The following is a 23957-nucleotide window of genomic DNA, read 5'->3' on the forward strand; positions in this document are numbered from 1 at the left end:
CAAATCAGAACATCAGCATTGTCTGCAAGATGACTGACTGTAGCCAGCCAGTCTGTTGATATAAGTGATTAAATTAATTATTTTGAATACTATGACTGTCGGTATCTCTGATAATACCACCACCCAGACACACAGCGCCAGCATACAGTACAGCAGACTGACCGGGTGTCACTGCCCATTGTGGTTCATCAAACACCAGTTCCGCGCAATCATCAGCCAGATAACGCAATTGAGCCGCCGCATCAGGCATGCGATAACGTGTTTTCACGCCATAGCGCCCTTCTGCCGGACGTTCTGGTGTCGTAAAACTTAAATCATGCATAATCAGGCTGCGACTGAACAACAGTGGATGATCATGTCCCTGTACAACCAGAAGCTCATTATCCGACAAATTTTTTCCGGCAACAAACCATGGCTCACCGTCGCCACCAATACCCAAACCTTTGCGCTGCCCCAGTGTGTAATACATCAGTCCTTCATGCTCACCTACAATTTTACCTTCCGGCGTCACCATTGCACCCGGATTAGTAGGCAGATAACGCTGTAAAAATTGTCTGAACGGACGTTCACCAATAAAGCAGATTCCGGTACTGTCTTTTTTTCCGGCTGTGGGTAACTGAGCCTGCTCCGCCAGTCGGCGTACTTCAGATTTTTCCAGATCACCCAGCGGAAACAATGCACGCTGTAATTGGTATGGTTGCAGTCGATACAGAAAATAGCTTTGGTCTTTATTCTGATCCAGCCCCTTGAGCAGATAATGTACGCCATCGCGTACATCCTTACGTGCATAATGTCCTGTTGCAATCAGATCTGCACCACCGTTCAGCGCATGTTCCAGAAAACATTTGAATTTAATTTCTGCATTACACAATACATCAGGATTGGGTGTGCGACCAGCCTGATACTCCTGAAGAAAATATGCAAAGACATTATCTTTATACTGACCTGCAAAATTAACAATATCAATATCCATATCAATCAGATCAGCCACTGCTACTGCATCCAGTGAATCCTGCTTGATAGAACAATATTCGTCATCGTTATCGTCTTCCCAGTTTTGCATGAAGACACCGCGCACATCATAACCGCCCTGCTTGAGCAGCCAGGCTGTAACCGATGAATCCACTCCACCGGACATGCCAACAACAATACGTTGTGATAAATTTGCTTTTGTATTCATTTACATTCATCCAAAACCGGCGCAGATTGTGCCACAGGCAGAACACAGCAGCAACCTGCCGGCATAATTAATTGTGTATCAAACTTACAAAAAAATGCCATAAATACACAATTTGCATCCATAATCAGCTTTTTATTTACACAAAAAAAATTTTTACTCAATACTATTAGCCTAAATAACACAGACTGCCGGTACTGTAATATCTGTCTGTAGACAAATAATCACAAGACCGGCAGCCTGTGTAAATGCAAATCAAACTCAGTTCTGACGCAGACGGCGCAATACCTCATCGCGCCCTAATAAAGCCAGCACCTGATCAATCGACGGGGTTTTTTCTGTACCACATACAGCCAGACGTAAAGGCATACCCAATTTACCCATTTTAATATTTTCTGTTTCACAAAATGGTGCAAAAAGAGCGTGAATACTTTCCGCATCCCAGTGTGATAACTGTTCAAGCAGGGCTGCAAAGCGCTGCATACGTGCCGGAGCATCAGCATCCCAGTGTTTAGCTACTTCCTTTTCTCCAGGAGTGGCTTTAGCATAAAAATATCTGCATTCTTCAGCCAGCTGATTTAAATCCTGAGCACGTTCCTTAACCAGTGCTATCACTTCAGCCAAATCCGGCTGCTCAGTCACTTCAATGCCCTGCTGTGTCAGACGCGGACGCACCAGCTCAGCCAGACGAGAATTATCACTGGCTTTAATATGCTGCGCATTCAGCCACAACAGCTTTTCATGATCAAAACGGCTGGCTGAAGGGCTGACATCTTTTAAATCAAACCATTCAACAAACTGTTCCATCGTGAAGAATTCATCATCACCATGTCCCCAGCCGAGTCGTGCCAGATAATTCAGCAAAGCTTCCGGTAAAATACCTTGCCGGTCATAATCAACCACACTAACAGCGTCACGGCGCTTACTCATTTTTGCGCCTTTTTCATTCAAAATCATCGGCAAATGAGCATATTGAGGTAAAGCTGCACCCATAGCCAAAAGAATATTAATCTGTTTAGGTGTATTGTTGACATGGTCATCACCACGGATAACCTGCGTAATACCCATATCATAATCATCTACAACTACACAGAAATTATAGGTAGGCGTACCATCGGCACGCGCAATAATCAGATCATCCAGATCCTGATTGGCAATGGCAATATGACCTTTAACCAAATCATCCCATGCCGTTTCACCAGTTAGCGGCATTTTAAAACGTACAACCGGCTGAACACCTTCGGGTACAGGCGGCAGTGTTTTGCCTTCATCCGGCCGCCAGCGGCGGTCATACCAGAAGTGTTCACCACGTGCCTCAGCTTCCTGCCGCATTGCTTCCAGTTCTTCACGGCTGGTATAGTCATAATAGGCATGACCGGAAGCCACTAACTCACGTAAAACTTCTGCATAACGGTCAAAGCGCTTTGTCTGGTAAAACGGACCTTCATCATAGTCCAGACCAACCCAGTGCATACCATCCATAATCGCCTGCACTGATTCAGCCGTAGAACGTTCCAGATCCGTGTCTTCAATTCGTAATATAAACTTACCATGATGTTTACGTGCAAATGCCCAAGAGAACAAAGCAGTGCGCACACCACCAATATGCAAAAAACCGGTAGGACTGGGAGCAAAACGAGTACGAATCATGATTACCATTCTTCAGACACAGAAAAAACCTTATTGTACGCGTAAGCCAGAGTAAACAAAACCCGTTCGTGATATGCTTGCACTAATACCAGTAACCGTATGAAAGGCAGCATATATGAACTCCCCGAAACATCTGGCTGTTTACTACACTGGCGGAACCATTGGTATGCAGCAAACACCGGCCGGACTGGCTCCGGCTGCCAATTTTGCCAGCCTGGCTGCGCCGATTTTTCAGGAATACAGTCATCAGCTCAAATGCGACTGGTTTATTTGTGAACCACTGATTGATTCTTCAGCGATTACCCTGTCAAACTGGGAGACATGGCTTAACTGGATAGACAGCAAAGCTGAAAATTATGATGGTCTGCTCATTCTGCACGGTACCGATACCATGGCCTACAGTGCCAATATAATTGCGCTGGCACGGCCGAAACTGAATATCCCCATTATCCTTACCGGAGCCATGCTACCCCTGGAAGCTGATAACAGTGATGCACCACAAAACCTGCGTACTGCACTAGCTGCATTCAGCCTGCCGGGTTTTACCCAAACTGCCATTGCCTTTAACAGACAGCTCTGGCCGGCTGTCGGCAGCAGCAAAATCAGTACAGAACAGGCAGACGCATTTGCCAATCCGCAGTTTGGTTCACTGGCACAATGGTCAGAATCCGAAGGATGGTTTAATACTAATCTGCCTGTTGCCGGCAATTCAGACCTATCTGCACAATATGACATCAGTACATCGGCCAGAATTCACTGCTTTACTCTGACTCCGGGCGCTAATCTGGCAATGATTACCACCAGTCTTACTCACAATCCGCCTGACGGAGTAATTTTACAAAGCTATGGCAATGGCAATACACCTAATGATAGGAATTTTCTGGCTGCAATCAGACAGATTAGTGAGCAATCTATACCTGTTCTGAATATCAGTCAGGTTTTACAGGGATGTGCCTCTGCTGTTTACGCACAAGGACATGAATTGCGTGCAGCCGGCGTTATCAACGGCGGTAAATGTAATCTGGAAACTGCTGTGGCTATCCTGACACTGGCTGTAAGCAATAACTGGAATAAAGAACAAATTGAAAATCTGCTGCATACACAGAAGCTGATTTAAATATTTACTTTTGCAGGATTATCCGGCTTACCCTGTAACCGATTAATCCTGCAAAATTTTTGTTAATAAACAGCTTCTGATAACTTAGTCCGGTATCGTCGATACTATAAAAAGCTATTAACAACTTTTTGTATTCTCAATTACTTGAAACTTTCGTTGAAAAATTATTCAAATTCCCCAAAAAATTTCATTTTAAATTAATCGTATAAACTAATTTGTAATAATCAAATATTTTTTATACAAACACTGGTCTCTGCCAATTATTTTTAGATAAAAATTTATCGGCTTTTATAATCATATTGCTATTTTTTATCAAACACGATTTCATATATACTGTATTTATATTTACTATCAATAAATTTAAATTTAATAAATATTCAAATTTGAAATTTAATTAACAAATTAACAATAACTTATGTGCTTTATTAAATAAAATATGACATTTTTATTAAGAGTTTTAAATACCTATAACCATGATTTATGATATAACTCATTCTTTTCAGAATAGAAAAGTCAGTTATGGAAGAAAACCTTGCGATAAAACAAAAGGCTTATATTATTCTGGGTTCTTTTCTGGTTGCCGCATTTATTATTGGTATTGCCGGTGCATTGCAGGCACCGACACTCAGCCGTTATCTTGCCGAAGATGTGAAGGTTAATCCATATCAGGTAGGTTTGTTTTACTCAATCAATGCCGTTGCCGGCATTGTCGTCAGCTTTCTGCTGGCACAATATTCAGATAATAAAGGCGTTCGACGGAATATTATTCTATTTTGTTGTCTGATGGGCATAGGAAATTGCATTACATTTGCATTTTCGCGCCAATACTTTATCCTCGTTACCATAGGCATATTTTTTTCAGCTTTTACCTCTGCAGCTATGCCGCAAATTTTTGCATCTGCACGTGAATATACAGATAAAACCGGCCGCAACGTTGTCGTTTTCAATGGCATTTTACGGGCGCAATTATCACTGGCCTGGGTAATCGGTCCGCCATTATCATTTGCATTAGCCGTGAATTACGGATTTACCATTATGTATCTGAGTGCGGCAGCTATGTTTTTTGTAGCCATGCTGATCGTTTTTCTGTACTTTCCTGTCATAAAACGTCCGGCATCTGTTACTAAAAAACAAGAGCCAAAAGAAAAGATTTTCAATAATCCTAATGTCATTTTGCTGTTTATCGCTTCAATCAGTATGGGTACAGCCAATATGATGTATTTGATTGATATGCCTTTATATATTGATGATATTCTGCCCGGTTCACCTTCACTACCCGGACATTTGATGGGCATAGCTGCTGCCATTGAAATTCCCGCTATGCTGATTGCCAGCATGCTGGTACCGCGCTTTGGTAATAAAAATCTGATTTGTTTTGCAGTCATTTGCGGCATCATATTTTATATCGGTATGGTTTCTACCCAAAACGAATGGATGCTGATTGGTTTACAATTCTTTAATGGTTTATTTATCGGCATAATAGCCAGTATCGGTCTGATTTATTTCCAGGATTTATTACCTAAACGTACGGGTGTTGCTTCTACATTGTTTAATAACTGTATTTCTTGCAGTATTATTCTGGCCGGTATGTTGCAGGGCGTAATTTCGGCCAACTTCGGCCATCAGAGTATCTATACCATTTCTTTAGCCATGGTAATTTTATCTTTCATCTTGTGCCTGATTATTCAGCCACCGCCTTCAGCAATTAAATCGCCCTCAAAGGTTAATCACTGATCAGCACCGTAATCACCATTCTAACAAGGTTCTAAAACTGACTATAGACTTATCTTAAAACATCTATTATCAATATCAATAAAGCACTGTAGTAATAAATAAATTCATACCGCCAAAAATCCGCATTAACAAACAAATATTTTCTTAAACTATCCGACACAATTATATTATCGTTTAACAGTTGTAAACGTTTAAATAGTCATATTTCAGGGAAAATAAAACGCAATTGTATGATTCTAAATTATTCAAAACCCAGTGCTAAGTTGATGGTGAATGATTAAATGCTGATGATAAAAAATCATACCTGTATCCAATCCTGCAATCGGTGAAAAACTGGCTGATAATCCTAAAATGGTTACCACAGAAGCTGTACGTGCAGTAACAGCCGCCCGGAATACTTTAAAAACGAAGTTAGAGCAAAACTTATTGCGCAATAAGCATTTCAGTAAAAAAATTTCTATAGAACTTGAGGAAAGTCCCATCTATTGTTTTCAATGATACAGATATTCATGCAGCGGTAACCTTATTATCAAAAGAATAATAGGAGCTTCTCTGAATTACTCAGACAATTTAGAAAGAAAAACAAATTCTCCATCATTCAGTGATAAAAAGCCTACTTAAATTTAACAAATTGTTTTTTAATTAACATTAATATACAAAATATTGCGAATAAAACAAGGAAAGTTTACAATCTTCATAATACAAAACCAATTGATAAACCCGTACTTTATTTTTGCTTGGCTCTACTTTGATATTAAGCATATACATTTGTAAATAGCCGGATAATTTCAAAAAGAGGAAGATTAATGAAAAGAATCATTCTAACAGTAGTAGCATCCTGTGCCCTGTGTTTTGCGGGTTATCAATGGCATAAAAGCATACAAGAAAAAAGAATATTTGTTCAGGATATCAAATCCAGAACTGATCAATATGGTTTTCTGGATATATCAGATAATCTTCCCGAAAGTAAGGGAATTGTCATTGTGGCTCCAGTCAATTGTCCGTCACAGCAGGCAAAGGTTGCTGATTATCTGGTCACAGAACTAAATAAACAGAATATTCCTGCGACCCGAACTAATAGTTACAATTTCAGACAGAAAAACATTATGTCAGAAAGAGAAATAAATCAGATGATTAAAAGATATCAATATGTCAGAACAATGGCTCCACCGCTGGTATTTGTAAATGGTAAAATAAAGTCTAATCCATCAATTGAAGCCATCAAAAAAGAGTGGGAGTTACAATAGTTGTTTCGTTAACCAAACTTACTTCAACATGTTCAATAAAAATTAAAATTAATCAAGTGTGCCAATGTCTGTATCTTGTATTTTCAGGATCAGCTTCCCAATTGAACTATTTAATTTCTAATTTGTTTAACAATTGCCTTTATACAGTACTATTCTGCTTGGTTTGTTACAGGACGTAATTTCTGCCAACTTCGGCTACCATATGATTTATGCGATTGCACTTGCAATGGTATCTGTTTTATTTATTTTCTGTCTCATTATTGCTAAACCAGTCCATACCAAAATAGTTTCTTAACAGCAGTATTGATTAGTTTCAACTGAATAACACTACACGACCCCAATATCTATCAGGCTAAACCCAACCGGTTTAGCCTTTTTAATTAACACTGACATCTATACATCATTGAAATCAATAATCAAATAAGGCAGCACTTTATTTGCCTGCCTGCAGACGCTCAGCAATTAAGAATATACGCATAAATTAAGCAATTAATTCATAAAATAATATTTATAATTAATATTAATTGCTAATAATACCAATTATAAAAACATTTAATTTCATTCTTATTGAATTTTTTTCAATATTCTACGTTAGCAGAATATTTATCCAGATTGACAGTATAAATTTAATCCCGTAATTTAACCGAATAAACCAATCAATTATAAGACTGATATATTCAGTCAGTTAATTATATTGTCAGAACACATATCATACCGTTGATATTAGTAAAAACCTGCTTAGGCCGGTCTGCACTTTATTGGAGAAAATATTATGAGTCAAACAAGCAATGTTCGTCAGCGTCAACTGGCCGCAGCCCCTCGTGGCGTCGGTTTCATGTGCGATTTTTATATTGATCACGCTAAAAACGCTGAGTTCTGGACTCCTGAAGGTAAGCGTTATATTGACTTTGCCGGAGGCATCGGCGTTTTGAATACTGGTCATCTGCATCCCAAAGTACAAAAAGCAGTAGCTGATCAACTGCAGAAATTTTCGCATACCTGTTTTAATACTGTTCCATATGAGCTGTATGCTAAGGTTGCCGAAAAAATTAATGCCAGAGCACCTATTGCCGGCGACAAACGCACAATGTTTGTTACCTCTGGTGCTGAAGCTGTTGAAAATGCCATTAAAATTGCCCGTGCCTATACCAAAAGACGTGGTGTAATTGCATTTAACGGTGCCTTTCATGGCCGTACCAATCTCACTATGGCTTTAACTGGCAAAATCGCACCCTATAAAGTAGATTTCGGGCCATTCCCTGCTGATATCGTACATGCACCTTATCCGAATGCACTGCATGGCGTTAGCATTGAAGATGCCTTGCATGGTCTTCATAATATTTTCAAATGCCATCTGGCACCCAGTGATATTGCTGCTATTATTATCGAAGTAGTTCAGGGTGAAGGCGGCTTTAATGTTACACCAAATGAATTTCTGCGTGCCTTACGCCAGCTGGCAGATGAACACGGAATTGTGCTGATTTTTGATGAAATTCAGTCCGGCTTTGCCCGTAGCGGAAAAATGTTTGCTACCGAATTGACCGGTGTACAGCCAGATTTAATGACCATTGCCAAATCTCTGGCCGGCGGTTTTCCACTTTCCGGTGTAGTAGGCAAAGAAGCCATAATGAATGCTCCTGTAGTAGGCGGCTTGGGCGGTACTTACGCCGGCAGTCCGCTGGGACTGGCTGCTGCTGATGCAGTTATTGATGTTATCGAAGAAGAAAAACTATGTGAGCGCGCCAATATTCTGGGGAACAGATTAAAAGAACGCTTTAAAAATTTAAAAGAAGTTATTCCGTCTATTGCAGAAGTACGCGGACCAGGCTCTATGGTCGCTATTGAATTAGTTAAACCAGGCACCTCAGAACCAGATGCTGAACGAACCAAAAAAGTACAGCAACTGGCACTGGAAAACGGTCTGATGATTCTGACCTGCGGACAGTATTACAACGTAATTCGTTGTCTCTATCCGCTTACTATTGAAGATCATGTATTTGATGAAGCCTTGAATATACTTGAAACTGCCCTGCGTCAGGCTCAATAATATTCATTGTGTGCAGGCTGCTCCGGTTGAATATTTTACCGGCAGTCTGCCATGTCTGTTTCAGTTTTTTAGGAAAAAACTATGCAATTGCATGATTCTGCATTATTAAAAACCCAGTGTTATATAAATGGACAATGGCTGAACGCCGATAATGGCGCAGTTATTTCAGTTATCAATCCGGCTACCGGAAACAATCTGGCAGACGTGCCCCGCATGGGTACAGCAGAAGCTGAACGTGCTGTAGCAGCAGCACATGCAGCATTGAAACCATGGCAAGCCAAATCAGCCAAAGAACGCAGCAATCTTCTGCGCCGCTGGTTTGAACTAATGATGCAGCATCAGGAAGATCTGGGCATTATCCTGACTTCAGAACAGGGAAAGCCGCTGGCTGAGGCTAAAGGTGAAATTGCTTATGGTGCATCTTATCTGGAATGGTATTCAGAAGAAGCCAAACGTATTTATGGTGATACCATACCCGCACCGTCAAATGACAAACGGATTATGGTACTTAAGCAGCCAATCGGCGTATGTGCAGCCATTACGCCGTGGAACTTTCCGAATGCAATGATTACCCGCAAGATTGCTCCGGCTCTGGCTGCCGGCTGTACTTTTGTTATTCGTCCGGCCTCGCAAACACCATTATCTGCACTGGCCATTGCTGAGCTGGCACAGCGTGCCGGCATCCCGCCCGGAGTAGTCAATGTCATTACCGGCAGCTCCAGTGAAATCGGTAAAGTATTAACTGAAGACGATCGGGTAAAAAAATTCAGTTTTACCGGTTCTACAGAAGTAGGTCGTAAACTGATTGCTCAGTGCGCCGGTACAGTAAAAAAAGTATCGATGGAACTGGGTGGTAATGCACCATTTATCGTCTTCAATGATGCTGATATCGATGCAGCCGTAGAAGGTGCGATGATTTCCAAATTCCGCAATGCCGGCCAGACCTGCGTATGTGCCAACCGGTTGTACGTACAAAGTGCTGTATATGATGAATTCGTGGATAAACTGGCTCAGGCCATTGCCAAACTGAAAATAGGCAACGGACTGGATCAGGGCGTAACTGTCGGACCATTAATCGATGCAGGTGCGGTTAACAAAGTTCAGGAACATATTACTGATGCTATTGGCAAAGGGGCGGAAATCGTTACCGGCGGAACCGCAGATAATCACGGTGAATTATTTTTCCAGCCTACATTACTGAAAAATGTTACTCAGGACATGAAAGTTGCTCGTGAGGAAACTTTCGGTCCGCTGGCGCCGGTATTTCGTTTTGAAAGCGAAGACGAAGTTGTCAGCTGGGCTAATGACACCGAATTCGGGCTAGCCAGTTATTTCTACAGCCGTGATATCGGCAGAATAGTACGCGTCAGCGAAAATCTGGATTATGGCATGGTAGCCATCAATACAGGACTGCTGTCAAATGAAGCAGCACCTTTTGGCGGCGTCAAGCAATCCGGTCTTGGTCGGGAAGGTTCTAAATACGGTATAGAAGATTACGTTGAAATTAAATATGTACTTCTTGCCGGCATTGACCAGTAATTCCTGAATCCGCGGCAGCCATAATCTGCTTCGCTGCCGCTTTCTTCATAATTATAAAAATCCTGAATGCACTGCATAAATCAGGATGGGGCGTTGTTGACTGAATTCAGCCAGCTAAAGGTGTTTCAGTCTGATATTACTCTTTCCAAAGGAGAATTAATTTGAGCACATCATCCACACTGAAAAACGGACTTAAATCACGCCATCTGACTATGATTTCTATTGCTGGCGTGATCGGAGGGGCTTTATTTATTGGCTCCGGCTCTGTAATTTACCATACAGGACCCGCAGCCATTCTTGCCTATGGTGCCGGCGGTCTTCTGGTCATGCTGATTATGCGCATGTTAGGAGAAATGGCTGTAGCTCATCCGGATAGCGGTTCTTTTTCCACATATGCCGATACTGCTATCGGCCGCTGGGCAGGTTTCAGCATTGGCTGGTTATACTGGTTTTTCTGGGCATTGCTCATGGGCTGGGAAGCCTATGTAGCCGGTAAAATTCTTAATAACTGGTTTCCAATATTTCCCATCTGGAGCTATATGCTGGCAGTAACCGTAGCTCTGGTTGTTATCAATCTGATGGATGTTAAAAATTACGGAGAATTTGAATTCTGGTTTGCTTTAATCAAAGTAGTCGCCATTGTATTGTTTCTGATTGTAGGCAGTCTGGCTATTATCTATTTATGGCCGTGGGGTCAGGCAGATGCAAAAGGCTGGACACACTTAACTGATCAGGGATTCATGCCTAAAGGATCATCATCTGTGGTAACAGCATTGCTGGGTGTTATGTTTGCCTATATTGGTGCTGAAATCGTTACTGTTGCTGCTGCAGAATCCAACCATCCGGCTACAGAAATTCGTAAAGCCACAAAATCTGTCGTCTGGCGCATCATCCTGTTTTATGTAGGTTCGATTTTTATTACCGTTTGTCTGATTCCGTATAACGACCCACGGCTGAATGATGCCACATGGGGAACATACAGTGTAGTATTAACCTCACTGGGAATTCCTCAGGCACGTCATATCGTCAACTTTGTTGTCCTTACTTCAGTTTTAAGCTGTTTTAATTCAGCTCTGTATACCTGTTCGCGCATGTTATATTCATTGGCAAAACGCGGTGATGCTCATCGGATCATGTCCTATACCTCGAAAAATGGCAGTCCGCAAATTGGCGTGCTTATTTCCTGTGTCTTTACCCTATTTGCAGTGTATCTCACCGCTACCGCCAAAATGGATGTTTACGATGTACTGATGACTGCTACCGGTACGATTGCCCTGTATGTTTATCTCGCTATCAGCTGCTCACAATTATTTCTGCGAAAAAAACTGGAAAAACAAGGGCAGACACTGACATTTAAAATGTGGTGCTTTCCATGGCTGACTTATCTGGTTATCGGGCTGATTATTGCTTCGATTATTATTATGATTATCGAAGGAACCTATAAATATGAAGTAATATATACCAGCATACTGGCGGCTATCATCCTGATAATGGGTATAGTGGCACAAATATTTAAAATCGGCAGCCAGCAGAATAAAACAGAATAATATTTATCTATCTTGACACAGATTGATTAAGATAAATATTCGGATAAATTAATTTAAATTTTATTCGCCATAACTGGCAACAATTCAGTACACTATTCATTTTGAAATTCAACCGGCACAAAATGATTACACTAGAACAATGTCAGCAATGGGATGCCGCCGATATTCTGGCTCCCCTAAAAAATCAGTTTGAATTACCACAAGGGGTTATATATCTGGATGGTAATTCTTTGGGTGCGAAACCCAGAAAAGCTGCAGAAAATGCTCAGGCAGTGATTAATCAGCAATGGGGTACCGATCTGATTAATAGCTGGAATAAAGCCGGCTGGTGGGATTTACCGGTTCGATTAGGCAATAAAGTCGGTCAGCTGATTGGTGCTCAGGAAAATGAAACCGTTGTTACCGATACAACCAGCCTGAATCTGTTTAAAGTATTGGCCACAGCCATCCATATTCAGCAGAATAATGACAATAATCGTAAAATCATTATCGCTGAGCGTGATTCTTTCCCTACCGATATTTATATGATTGAAGGTTTCATGGCTCTGATTAATCAGGGTTATCAGCTTCATCTAATAGATACACCGGCAGATCTGCCCGCCCGTATTAATGAAAACACTGCTGTTGTAGTGTTATCTCATGTTAACTATCGTACCGGCTACCTGCATGACATGGCAGCAAACAATGCACTGGTACATTCGCATGGTGCATTACTTATCTGGGATTTGTGTCATTCAATCGGTGCTGTACCTATTGATCTGAATGCCAGTAACAGTGATTTTGCTATTGGTTGTACTTACAAATATTTGAACGGCGGACCCGGCGCACCTGCTATGCTGTGGGTAAATGAGCGTTATCAGACTGCATTCAGCCAGCCATTATCCGGCTGGTGGGGTCATGCGCGGCCGTTTGATATGGCTGAAAGCTATACACCCGCAGACAATATCCGTCGTTATTTATGCGGTACACAGCCAATTGTATCTATGAGCCTGATAGAAAGCGGCGTAGATATCTTTTTGCAAACAGATATGCAGTCATTACGGCACAAATCTCTGCAACTAACTGATTTACTGATTGCCCTTACTGAGCAGGAATGTGCCGGACATAATTTAACGCTGATTACACCGCGTGAACATGCTCACCGTGGCAGCCATGTCAGCCTACGTCACCCTCATGGTTATGCCATAGTTCAGGCTCTGATTGCCCGCGGTGTAATCGGAGATTATCGCGAACCGGAAGTGATTCGCCTGGGAGTTACACCTTTGTATCTGAGCTATACCGATATCTGGCATGCTGTTCAGCATCTGAAACAGGTATTAATTAATGAGGAGTGGGCACAGCCACAGTTTCACACGCGCGGACAGGTAACCTGATTTGCATTTCTTTAATCCACACAGGTACAGGCCGGGCATGAATATTCTGCTCGGCTTATGCTTCTCATCTTAAGGAAAAACGATGGGTAATTTCGAGCGTATTCAGTCTCGGGAAACAGGATTACACAAAAAGCTATCCGCCGGTCAGATGAGCATGATTGCCATTGGCGGAGCAATAGGAACCGGCTTATTTCTAGGCAGCAAATTTGCCATTGGCTTTGCCGGCCCTGCTGTTATCATCAGTTATGCACTGGGCGGCATGATTGCACTGGCTTTAATGGGATGTCTGGCAGAAATGACTGTACAGCACCCTACTTCGGGTTCTTTTGGTGCTTATGCTGAATTTTATCTGCATCCTCTGGCTGGTTTTCTGGTGCGTTACAGTTACTGGGCCTGTATTGTTCTGGCTGTGGGTACAGAAGTCACAGCCATCGCTGAATACATGAAATTCTGGTTTCCACAGGTTGATTCATGGATATGGATTGCACTGTTTTCATGCTGTCTGATCGGCGTTAATGCCTATAGTGTCAAAGCTTTCGGTTCAGTTGAATACTGGTTTTCCACCATTAAAATTTTTGCCATTATCGTATTTATTGTACTGGCCATCAGTGTATTACTAACGCAAAGCAGTATCAGCAGAATTGAACAAAACATGTTTAGCGGCGGCTTTGCTCCGCATGGATTTTCCGGTATCTGGACCGGTGTTATTATTTCCATATTCAGCTATCTCGGTATTGAAATGATCGCTATAGCCGCAGGTGAAGCCACCAATCCTGAACAGGCAGTTAAAACCGCGTTTAAAGGAACTTTTGCAAGGCTATTGATATTTTATCTGCTTGCACTCAGTCTGATTGTCATGCTGGTACCGTGGCAGGAATTAATTAAAGAAGGAAGCACCAGCCCGTTTGTCAGCGTAATGAAAAATGTAGGTATACCATTTGCCGACAGTATTCTGAACTTTATTGTCATTGTTGCTGCACTTTCAGCCATGAACAGTATGCTCTATATTGCCACTCGTATGATGTTCAGCCTGTCTCGTGCTAACGAAGCACCACAAATATTCGGTAAAGTAAAAAGTAATGGCGTACCACTGAATGCACTGGCTTTATCCTCTGCCGGTATCGCTGTCGCCGCACTGGTTTATATTTTAAATCCGGAAACGGCTTTTCCAGTTATGATAGCTTTGTCTATGTTTGGTGCATTATTCAGCTGGGGGGCAGTATTTCTGACACATCTGTGTTTTCGCATCCGGATGCAGCGGCAACAGCAAAAACTAAAATTCCGTGTACCCGGTTTTCCATTTGTCACTATAGCCGGTTTATTGGCAATCATCAGCATCATGATCACCACATGGTTTACCCCGATATTTCATGCTACCTTATTATTTGGTTTACCTTTTCTGGCATTTTTAATTCTGGCATATATTATTCAGATATATCATAAAAAAAGTATAAATAAATAAATATGTACAAAGTGTATATATCATAACAGCATCAATGCCAACTGGCATTGATGCTGTTATTGAATTAATAGAAAACAATATGGGATTAATAAATTAAATATCTATTTTTCATCAATAATAAATAAAATAATATTTATTGAATTTTAGTAAACTCAATATATAATTTTTATATAAATTATATATTTATTATATTAAATCTGCATTCCTTCAAAAGGATTAAAAGATTTGGATTTTTTAGTTCTATGTACATAATAAATAGGATTAGTCATAACAGCCCAAAAGATTGCATAACAACAACCTGCTGCCGCTTTAGAAAGAAGCAGTATTAGTAATAAATCTAGTACTGTTAAAAATAACAATATAGTTAGCGCTTTACGCCACATACCTAAATAAAAATAATAGAAAGGACCAAAAAAGAATGCTTTCCAGTTCATCGCCATCGTCATTTGTGACTTAAATGGTAAACTTTTAAAATTTTTTACATATTTATCTGTTTGTTTGAAAACCTTTGGTATACCATTTTCTTCATAAAATTTGAATCTGAACAGCCATGCATCACTAAGCCCCATGTCGGAAAAATCACATTTTTTTTCAGTACTCTCGTCCATAAATAACCTATAGATATATTAATTACTAATTTAAAAATTTTAATTAAATACAAAAAAACTTCATTAATTTTAACATAAATAATTTTATTTAAATAATATTACAGAATTTACCTTAATATTGTTTGACTATTGTTAAATTTTAGAGATTAATTTAAATATAATCACAGTTCATTTACTGATAACTTTCATCTAATAATTTAATTATTTATAATTATCAATATTTTGTGATATATCAGTGATTAACTATAGATTATCATCTATCACAATCAGAAAATTTAATATTCTCTCCACTGTAATACTACTATTTAATTACGGAAATACTATTCTTATTTAATAAATTACATTTTTATCTGTTCAGCAAAAAATTACCGACAGGTAAAACAAAAGAGCTGCTTGTGATAAAGCAGCTCTTTTGGTCTGAGAAAAACAATATTACTGATTTAGTGTCAGCAATAAATGATTCATGCGTTTTACAAATGCCGCCGGATTTTCCAGTTTACCGCCTTCAGCCAGCAAAGCCTGATCATATACCAGCTCAGCCAGTTCATTGCGCTGTACTTCGTCCTGCTCTGAAGCAATTTTCTTAATCAAAGGATGATCCGGATTAATTTCCAGTGTTGGTTTGGTCTGCGGAATTTGACCGGCTGCGCCGGAAGCTTCCAGCATTCTTGCCAGATGCTGGCTCATATCATGCTCACCAACAACCAGACATGCCGGACTTTCTGTCAAACGGGCAGTAGCACGAACAGCGTCAACTTTATCACCCAGAGCAGTTTTAATCTGCTCTACCAGTTCCTTATTGTCTTCTTCTGTTTTAGCCTGAGCTGCTTTTTCTTCCTCATCAGCCAGATTACCTAAGTCCAGTGAACCCTTGGCTACACTTACCAAACCCTTGCCATCAAATTCAGATAAGCTGTTTACCACCCATTCATCCACACGGTCAGTCAGCAGCAGTACCTCAACACCTTTTTTCAGGAAAATTTCCAGATGCGGGCTATTTTTGGCAGCAGCATAACTATCGGCAGTAATATAGTAAATTTTCTCCTGCCCCTCTTTCATCCGACCAATATAATCAGCCAGAGTAACATTTTGCTCATTACTATCATTATACGTAGAGGCAAACCAGCATAAACCAGCTATTTTGTCTTTATTAGTGAAATCTTCAGCAATACCTTCTTTCAGTGTATTACCGAACACCTGCCAGAATTCAGCATATTTTTCCGGCTGATTTTTCTTCAGATCTTCTAAAAGAGACAATACTTTTTTAACACTGCCAGAGCGAATTGCATCCAGATCACGGCTTTCCTGCAAAATTTCACGGGATACATTCAAAGGCAAATCGCTGCTGTCGATCACTCCGCGAATAAAACGCAGATAAGAAGGCATCAGCTTTTTCGCATCATCCATAATGAATACACGTTTTACATATAACTGTACACCATGCTTAGGTTCACGCTCATATAAATCAAATGGTGCATGTTTCGGAATGTACAGCAATCCGGTGTATTCATGCCGACCTTCCACACGAAAATGTGTCCACGCTAAAGCATCATCATAATCGTGTGATACATGACGATAGAAAGTCTGGTACTGCTCATCGGTAATTTCATTTTTCGGCCGCTGCCATAAAGCCTGAGCCTGATTAACCACTTCCAGCTCATCTGAAACTTTTACATTACCTTCTTCATCATATTCAGGCGCTTTCTTCATATAAATCGGCACAGAAATATGATCACTATAAGTCGTTACAATCCGGCGCAAAGTCCAGTCAGACAACAAATCTTTTTCATCATCTTTAAGATGCAGAATTACATCTGTACCACGGGCAGACTTACTAATCGGTTCAACAGTAAATTCGCCGTCACCAGCACTCACCCAGCGTACAGCTTGATTTTCAGCAGCACCTGCCCTGCGGCTTTCAACAGTTACCTTATCAGCCACGATAAATGCAGAATAAAAACCTACACCAAACTGCCCGATAAGATTGGCATCTTTTTTATCGTCGCCAGTCAGTTTTTCCAGAAATGCTTTGGTACCGGATTTAGCAATGGTGCCCAGATGTTCAATAATATCGGCTTCAGTCATACCGATACCATTATCTGATACAGTAATGGTTTTAGCTTCTGCATCAGCAGTAACTTTAATCCTGAATTCTGTATCATCTCCCAGCAAAGAAGCATCATTCAGAGACTCAAAGCGCAATTTATCGCACGCGTCGGCAGCATTGGAAATCAGTTCCCGCAAAAAGATTTCTTTATTGCTGTATAAAGAATGAATCATCAACTGTAACAACTGTTTTACTTCAGTCTGAAAACTGTGTGTCTGTTTCATAATTTTCTCAAAAGCCCAAATATATGATTGTTGTTAATTTAAAATATGGGCAGCACATTTCAGTTTCAAGCCGGATAGTCATATGTTTGCTTGCTGTACAGCTTTTTCCGCAAGCACAAAATATCAGACAAATATCAGTATATACATTTCAGACAAAGCTAATTTGTTACAATAGAATATTTACTAAGCCTACTAAATAAAAACGATCAAACATCATGAACACCCATCATTGTTTGCCTGATACCCGCGCATTTCCTACCGATCAGGTTAAAAACGAACTGCTGCTGCATGCAGCCAGTCTGGTAACACCTGCATCAAAAGCACAAACTACCCTTGCCCGTGAGAGCCTGCAAACTGAAATCAGCCGTATGCTGGCACAAAATCACTATACCAACCTTTCTGTAGCTCTGGCTATGGCGGCCAATAGTGATGTTTACAATGCACTGTGGAACAGTATGGAAACTGTATTACAAGCACGTAATCAGACAGAAGTACAATGGCTGGCCTTGCCCGTGATAATAGTAGGTGGTGCTAAAGAAAATATCTCTCTGCCAGACAGCATACCCGCAGAAGCCATTGCTGAAATCTTCAAAAACCGTCCATGGTCTGATGAATGGAATAAAATTCAATGGGCATCTCATCTTGTGAGTGATACTACCCTGACCCATATCAAAGCCAGTCAATGGTATGCTGCTAAACAAAATCAACAAATGGCCGCAGATTTTCTCGGTCAGTTACCTAAAACACCACTGATAGTTGAAAGCGGACAATCAGTACAGGTTTTTTATGCCCTTGGTTTTTCCGGACCAGACATTCAGTCTGCCCTTAACTGCAATCTGGCAGATACTGCCCTGCCGCTCATGCAAGTCTGGCAAACTCATCTGGCTACAGCCGGTGCTACGCTGTTTATCAACCCGCTTGCGCCACAATCACCATTAAACGCCTTACGCTCTGGCAGTGCCATGCGTCTGCGAATGGCCTGTGATGTCTTTACAACTAATGCTATCCGAGCGATTCGCCTGCAAAGTCCGCGGGTTGGCGTAGTTATTGCTGCTCAGGAGGGCGGGAATATATTATTTGGTTTCAACGCAACCGACAGTGTATTTGAACTTCAGCCACAAATTTTTCGCTGGCCGCTAACACAGGCAGACAACATTGACAGCATAATACAAAATTTCATTGATCTGCTGGCTGAGTGCAATGTTGAAAATATTCGCCTGTTACATGAACCAATCAGTGCACAGGCCCAATTGCCTAATTATGCCCAATCTATCAATATGGTCGGGCATAACCCACTTTTTCCACGGAGTCACTGATGGCTGCAACAAAAGTATTATTTGTCTGTCTGGGTAATATCTGCCGTTCTCCCATGGCAGAATACATTCTGCGCGACCTGGTAACAAAAAAAGGTCTGAGTGAACAGATTGAAATTGCCAGCGCCGGCACTTCCGGCTGGCACAATGGTGAAGACATGCACTCAGGCACCAAAGAAATTTTGCATGCAAAACAAATCAGTACTAATGATTTTCAAAGTAGTGAAGTAAGGCCGGAGGATATTGCCATTTACGATCATATTATTGCTATGGATGATAAAAACCTGCGAGACTTATCCCGTATTTTTGGGTGTAACCGTCCGGATAAAGTCTACAAAATTACCGATTTATTACCAGACAGCGAATATGACTACGTACCAGACCCTTATTTCAGCGGTAATTTTACAGAAAGCTGCACCATTATCCATGCCGGCTGCGAGGCATGGCTCAAATACTGGCAAACCTCAGCAGGCAAACAGTAATCCAGATTACCCGCCGTTTATACTATCCGGATAGAATCTACTCAATAAAAGAGCAATATGGTAAAATTAATACCATATTTCAATTATTTGATGGTATTAAAACTTGCCAAAGCGCTCAGCTTTGGCATTGTTTTAGTACGTAAAATCAACACAGCAATAAGGAATTTAAAATGGCAGGACATAGCAAGTGGGCCAATATTCAGCATCGTAAAGGTCGTCAGGATGCCAAACGCGGCAAAATCTTCACCCGCCTGATTAAAGAAATTACCATTGCAGCCCGTCTGGGCGGTGGCGATCCGAATGCCAATCCACGCCTGCGTCTGGCAATGGATAAAGCTACTGATGCCAACATGCCCAAAGATAATATTCAGCGGGCAATAGATAAAGGTACAGGTAATCTTGAAGGTGTTGAATATGCAGAACTGCGTTACGAAGGTTATGGCATTGGCGGAGCAGCAGTAATGGTAGACTGCCTGACCGACAATAAAACCCGTACCGTAGCCGATGTACGCCATGCCTTCACCAAACATGGCGGCAATCTTGGTACAGACGGCTCAGTAGCTTTTCAGTTTGTTCATCAGGGCTATTTACTTTTCAGCCCGGAAGTGGATGAAGATACTCTGATGGAGGCTGCTCTCGAAGCAGGTGCTGAAGACGTTATCGTACAGGCAGATGGTTCTAAAGAAGTCATCACCGAACCCTATCAGTACAGCAGTGTTAAAGAAGCACTGGAAGCAGCGGGTTTGCACGCGGCCGATGGCGAAGTAACCATGCGTGCTATTAATGAAACCGTTCTGCAAGGAGCAGAAGCTGAAAAAATGCAGCGTTTACTAGACGCACTTGAAGATCTTGATGATGTTCAGAACGTTTATACTACAGCCGTACTGGAAACTGAATAAACATAAAACGGACTGTTACTCAGTCCGTTTTTATCATTAACAGCATATTATTATTGATTCATGCAAGCTATAACCGAACTTTTTCAAACAGCTTCTGCCGGTGAATGCGCTGAAATTTTAGATTTCTGGCTCAACGAATGCAGCCTTGATGAAGCACCAGATGTACATACAGTAAAATTATGGCAACAATTGTTTCAACAGCGCGGCAGTAAATTTAACCGTCTGGCTACCCTGTGTCAGCAATGGCTAATTGAAACAGACTCATTATGAAATCATCATGGATGAATAAATGGCTGTTCCTTGCCGCCATCTGGTTTCTGGCCAGCCTGTATTTTTTATTCTTCAAAGCAAGCGGTAATCCGGTACCTATTCCGCAATTTGATAAAATCTGTCACTTTGGCTTATTTTTCGGCCAATTCTGGCTCCTGTCCAAATCCTGCTTTAGTGCCGGCATCACAATTCCGCTACGCCTGCTAATTATAACTGCCATTATCTGGGCTGCTTCCAGCGAAATCATTCAGGCACTGTTCACTAAACGTGAGGGCGATATAATGGATGCAATGGCCGATCTCATCGGTGCCGCACTGGCACTTTGGCTGGCTCGTCAAATACAAACAGCTCGCCGCAACATCAGCAGGGAGAAATATTAAAATGGATATTACCGTTTATCAGCAACGCCGTCAGACTGTACTGGATAAAATCGGCGAAGATGGCATTGCCATTATATTTGCCGCTCCGGAACAACGCCGCAGTAATGACACAGAATACCCCTTCAGACAGGATAGCTACTTTCATTACCTGACCGGTTTTCCTGAGCCCGGAGCAGCATTGATACTGAATGGACGTGAACACACCTCCACTCTTCTGTGCCGCAATAAAGACCCTGAACACGAAATCTGGAACGGTTTCCGATATGGTTATACAGCTGCACGAGAGCAATTTGCTTTCGACTCAGCCGATGATATCAACCAGTGGCCGGTTTTGCTTAAACAAGCACTGGCTGGTCACCGACGACTCTTCGCATTGTGGGGACTATATCCTGAAAATGACCCTAAGCTCATTGAATTATGGTATGAAATTGCCCGTATAGCCAATTATCGCAGTGCCAATGGCAGTACGATTGCACCTGACAGTCTGGTAAATCTGGCCAGCATCCTTGATCCGATGCGTCTTATCAAAGATAAACATGAACAGTCGATCATGCGCATTGCCGCAGAAATCAGTGCACAAGCTCATATTCGTGCCATGCAGACTACTTGTGCCGGTCAGTATGAATATCAGGTAGAGGCAGAAATTCTGCATGAATTCATGCAACGCGGAGCACGCTATCCATCGTACAACAGCATAGTTGCCGGAGGCAAAAATGCCTGTTGTCTGCATTATGTCAGCAATAACTGTCAATTGCAGCAAAATGATTTACTCATGATTGATGCAGGTGCCGAATACCAGATGTATGCTGGTGATATTAGCCGCACCTTTCCCGTCAGCGGGCGTTTCAGCAGTGCACAAAAAGATATCTACGATATAGTACTGGCTGTTAACCAGGCGAGCATTGCCTCTACTGTAAAACAAGCAAACTGGCAGAATATCAGTGCTACAGCCATCAGCATGCTAACCCAGGGGCTGATTGATCTGGGCATCCTCCATGGCAGTCTCGAACAGAATATTGAAACTCAGACTTATCGGCGTTTTTATATGCATGGGCTCGGACACTGGCTCGGACTGGATGTTCATGATGTTGGTGGCCGTTTTGACAGCAATGAACAGCCTATTTTGCTTCAGGCGGGAATGGTAACGACCATAGAGCCTGGTTTATATATCAGCGCAGCAGATGATATACCTCAGGCATTTCATAATATTGGTATCCGCATTGAAGACAACGTTCTGATTACAGAAACCGGTAATGAAGTACTCACTGCTTCTGTACCTAAAACTACCGCAGAAATCGAAACATTGATGCAGCACTAAATCAGAATTTAATCAGTATTAGCCATTAAAATAGCCGGATAACATTTATCCGGCTATTTTTTATAAATGTACATTTAATGATTAAGCTGTCGTGCAGCCAGTTCCTCCTGCGCAGTAGCCACAATATCAGTACCAAACAAAGAATTCACATCTGCCTCATCAAATACATAGCGTGCATGACAAAAATCACAGTTTACCTCAATACTGCCTTGCTCCGCTACAGCCTCACCTACTTCTTGCCCGCCAAGCAATAGCAGCATATCACCAACCTTAGCACGCGAGCAGGTACAGGAAAATTCAACATTCTGAGGTGTAAACACCCTTAGCTCATGCTCATGAAACAGCCTGAATAAAAATTTCTGCACATCCAGCCGCAACAACTCATCCTCCGTAAGCGTCTCAGATAAAGCTGATAACTCTGTCCAGCTATCTTCATCTATATCCTGTTCGGGTAACTTTTGCAGTAATAGACCGCTGGCATGCTCATCATCCGCAGCAAGCATAATATACGTAGCCAGCTGTTCGGAACGCGCCATATAATTCATCAGCATCTGAGCAATACTGCTACCACTAAGCTCGACCACACCCTGCCAGGATTCACCCTGTGAGGGCTGCAAAGTCAGTACAAACATTCCTCCCTCACCAAGCAAATCTACCAGTGTCATATTGTCATCAATGACAGCAGATTCATCCCAGCGTGCTGTTGCTCGGCAGGTTGCTGCCGATGTAGCTTCCGCCACCAGCATTTTCAAAACGCCCTTACCTTGCACCTGTACAATCAGATTACCTTCAAATTTCAGATTACTGGCCAACAATACCGCAGCCACAGTCAGCTCACCCAGAGCTTGATGAACTGCCTTAGGATAAACTTTATTTGCTGCCACATGACGCCATACCTGCTGCAAATTCACATGCAGACCACGTACAGGACAGTCATCAAACATAAACCTCGTTAACTGATCTGCTTGTACCATCTTATTTTCTGTCATCATTCCAATCCTGGCAAAATAATCAAACAATATGACCTCATCCGCCCAAAAATCAAGTAAAAGAAATTTCCGTTTGCATTAATATATATTTGACCTAAGAAATCAATTTATTCCAAAAATATAAAATTAAACTTAGATATATATAAATTAAATTTTAATTATCATTTAATAATTTCAACCCAAAAATTAACTATAACAATTTAATAAATTATTTATAAATATACATACTTAACTTATAAACAATATTAAAAGCAAAAATGCATAAAATATGAATACTATTATTGCAACTAAGTAACTATAAATTTGCAGAAGTGGCAATGATTGTCTTATATAGAAATAATAATAATTGTATCCTGATTGAAGGTAAGAGTCTTAATTCTCTCTGGGAACAACCGAAAGTAACATCTACTTTTTTTATATCAGGATCCGGGCTGGATGAAATAGTAGAAAATACCATTCTTCCTGATGATATAA

At 41.3% G+C, this 23957-nt stretch carries 19 protein-coding genes; 14 read left to right on the forward strand and 5 right to left on the reverse strand.

All coding sequences use genetic code 11. The annotated features are described in order from the left end of the window. Window positions 1-73: 73 nt before the first annotated feature. Together mnmA and gltX are read right to left on the reverse strand one after the other, a co-directional pair. On the reverse strand, window positions 74-1180 hold the full coding sequence (mnmA, locus tag H3U73_RS05870) for a tRNA 2-thiouridine(34) synthase MnmA (protein ID WP_025330338.1): 1107 nt from the start codon (window positions 1178-1180) through the stop codon (window positions 74-76). A gap of 258 nt (window positions 1181-1438) precedes the next feature. After that, window positions 1439-2830 (reverse strand): glutamate--tRNA ligase, encoded by a 1392-nt coding sequence (gene gltX / locus H3U73_RS05875; RefSeq protein ID WP_174829976.1) that lies wholly within the window; start codon window positions 2828-2830, stop codon window positions 1439-1441. Window positions 2831-2942: 112 nt separating this feature from the next. On the opposite strand from gltX, the gene H3U73_RS05880 reads away from it, so the two are divergent. The 8 genes from H3U73_RS05880 (at window position 2943) to H3U73_RS05915 (ending at window position 14893) form a co-directional block, all read left to right on the forward strand. Beyond that, window positions 2943-3944, forward strand: a complete 1002-nt coding sequence (locus tag H3U73_RS05880; RefSeq protein WP_174829953.1) for an asparaginase — start codon at window positions 2943-2945, stop codon at window positions 3942-3944. Window positions 3945-4463: 519 nt separating this feature from the next. Beyond that, a complete protein-coding gene (locus tag H3U73_RS05885) occupies window positions 4464-5678 on the forward strand; it encodes a sugar efflux transporter (protein WP_198190181.1) in 1215 nt (404 codons plus the stop codon). A gap of 806 nt (window positions 5679-6484) precedes the next feature. Beyond that, a complete protein-coding gene (locus H3U73_RS05890; protein WP_084549776.1) occupies window positions 6485-6925 on the forward strand; it encodes a hypothetical protein in 441 nt (146 codons plus the stop codon). Window positions 6926-7697: 772 nt separating this feature from the next. Further along, a complete protein-coding gene (gabT, locus tag H3U73_RS05895) occupies window positions 7698-8972 on the forward strand; it encodes a 4-aminobutyrate--2-oxoglutarate transaminase (RefSeq protein WP_084549774.1) in 1275 nt (424 codons plus the stop codon). Between the two features lie 81 nt (window positions 8973-9053). Then, window positions 9054-10511, forward strand: a complete 1458-nt coding sequence (locus tag H3U73_RS05900) for an NAD-dependent succinate-semialdehyde dehydrogenase (RefSeq protein ID WP_078474311.1) — start codon at window positions 9054-9056, stop codon at window positions 10509-10511. Between the two features lie 161 nt (window positions 10512-10672). Further along, entirely contained in the window at window positions 10673-12058 is a 1386-nt protein-coding gene (locus H3U73_RS05905) for an amino acid permease (RefSeq protein WP_232336111.1), read from the forward strand. Between the two features lie 122 nt (window positions 12059-12180). Further along, a complete protein-coding gene (gene kynU / locus H3U73_RS05910) occupies window positions 12181-13431 on the forward strand; it encodes a kynureninase (RefSeq protein WP_084549772.1) in 1251 nt (416 codons plus the stop codon). 82 nt (window positions 13432-13513) lie between these two features. Beyond that, complete coding sequence (locus H3U73_RS05915) at window positions 13514-14893, forward strand: amino acid permease (RefSeq protein ID WP_084549770.1); 1380 nt, start codon at window positions 13514-13516, stop codon at window positions 14891-14893. Between the two features lie 191 nt (window positions 14894-15084). Here H3U73_RS05915 and H3U73_RS05920 read toward each other — a convergent pair whose 3' ends face one another. After that, on the reverse strand, window positions 15085-15501 hold the full coding sequence (locus H3U73_RS05920; RefSeq protein WP_037392114.1) for a DUF2628 domain-containing protein: 417 nt from the start codon (window positions 15499-15501) through the stop codon (window positions 15085-15087). A 432-nt stretch (window positions 15502-15933) separates the two neighbouring features. After that, on the reverse strand, window positions 15934-17832 hold the full coding sequence (gene htpG, locus H3U73_RS05925) for a molecular chaperone HtpG (protein WP_084551774.1): 1899 nt from the start codon (window positions 17830-17832) through the stop codon (window positions 15934-15936). Window positions 17833-18047: 215 nt separating this feature from the next. On the opposite strand from htpG, the gene H3U73_RS05930 reads away from it, so the two are divergent. The 6 genes from H3U73_RS05930 (at window position 18048) to H3U73_RS05955 (ending at window position 22494) form a co-directional block, all read left to right on the forward strand. Continuing rightward, window positions 18048-19148, forward strand: coding sequence for a conjugal transfer protein (locus H3U73_RS05930; RefSeq protein ID WP_084551775.1), 1101 nt, complete (start codon window positions 18048-18050; stop codon window positions 19146-19148). Beyond that, window positions 19148-19627: a low molecular weight protein-tyrosine-phosphatase gene (locus tag H3U73_RS05935; protein WP_084551776.1), complete on the forward strand. Its 480-nt coding sequence runs from the start codon at window positions 19148-19150 to the stop codon at window positions 19625-19627. Before H3U73_RS05930 ends, H3U73_RS05935 begins: the two co-directional genes overlap by 1 nt. 170 nt (window positions 19628-19797) lie before the next feature. Then, on the forward strand, window positions 19798-20526 hold the full coding sequence (locus H3U73_RS05940) for a YebC/PmpR family DNA-binding transcriptional regulator (protein ID WP_037392106.1): 729 nt from the start codon (window positions 19798-19800) through the stop codon (window positions 20524-20526). A gap of 60 nt (window positions 20527-20586) precedes the next feature. After that, complete coding sequence (locus H3U73_RS05945; RefSeq protein WP_025330322.1) at window positions 20587-20796, forward strand: hypothetical protein; 210 nt, start codon at window positions 20587-20589, stop codon at window positions 20794-20796. Next, window positions 20793-21176: a VanZ family protein gene (locus H3U73_RS05950; protein ID WP_037392104.1), complete on the forward strand. Its 384-nt coding sequence runs from the start codon at window positions 20793-20795 to the stop codon at window positions 21174-21176. Before H3U73_RS05945 ends, H3U73_RS05950 begins: the two co-directional genes overlap by 4 nt. Window position 21177: 1 nt before the next feature. Then, window positions 21178-22494 carry an aminopeptidase P N-terminal domain-containing protein gene (locus tag H3U73_RS05955; RefSeq protein WP_037392103.1) on the forward strand — a complete coding sequence of 439 codons (1317 nt, stop codon included), beginning with the start codon at window positions 21178-21180 and terminating at the stop codon, window positions 22492-22494. A 74-nt stretch (window positions 22495-22568) separates the two neighbouring features. Here H3U73_RS05955 and hslO read toward each other — a convergent pair whose 3' ends face one another. Further along, complete coding sequence (gene hslO / locus H3U73_RS05960; protein ID WP_084551777.1) at window positions 22569-23483, reverse strand: Hsp33 family molecular chaperone HslO; 915 nt, start codon at window positions 23481-23483, stop codon at window positions 22569-22571. Between the last annotated feature and the right edge of the window lie 474 nt (window positions 23484-23957).

It is taken from the genome of Snodgrassella sp. W8124 (genome assembly GCF_016100875.1).
GTDB classification, from domain to species: domain Bacteria; phylum Pseudomonadota; class Gammaproteobacteria; order Burkholderiales; family Neisseriaceae; genus Snodgrassella; species Snodgrassella alvi.